The organism is Bradyrhizobium sp. LeoB3 (genome assembly GCF_055456055.1).
Genome location: NZ_JBVBEF010000450.1, coordinates 1 through 293, shown reverse-complemented (window position 1 = coordinate 293; position 293 = coordinate 1). Strand labels below are relative to the sequence as shown.

The window sequence follows — 293 nt, the reverse complement described above, 5'->3', positions numbered from 1 at the left end:
CCCTGCCGTGCATCTGGACCGCGTGCCGGATCGTAGGGCTCCGGTTGAAAGCGGCGCGAAATCGCGACGCGGGGATTTGCGAGGCGGTGCCCGCTGCACGAACGACCGCGGTCGTTGCCGAAGGTGACGACCCGAGCACCGAAAGAAGGCCAAGTGCCCCCTCGCGCCCAACTACGGCGGTGTCGACCGTCTGCCCGTCCGCCATGTCGATCATCAGCGAGATGGCGCCGCTGTGAGGGAAGAAGACATAGTCGATCTCGTCCCCCGCTCGCGCAAGGATCGCGTCCTGATCG

1 protein-coding gene is annotated in these 293 nt (G+C 66.6%); it reads right to left on the bottom strand.

Annotated features, from left to right (window positions below; translation table 11 throughout):
• The coding region (locus tag ACZXDY_RS46680; protein WP_464350128.1) for a cyclic nucleotide-binding domain-containing protein at positions 1 to 293 on the bottom strand (293 nt) is incomplete at both ends.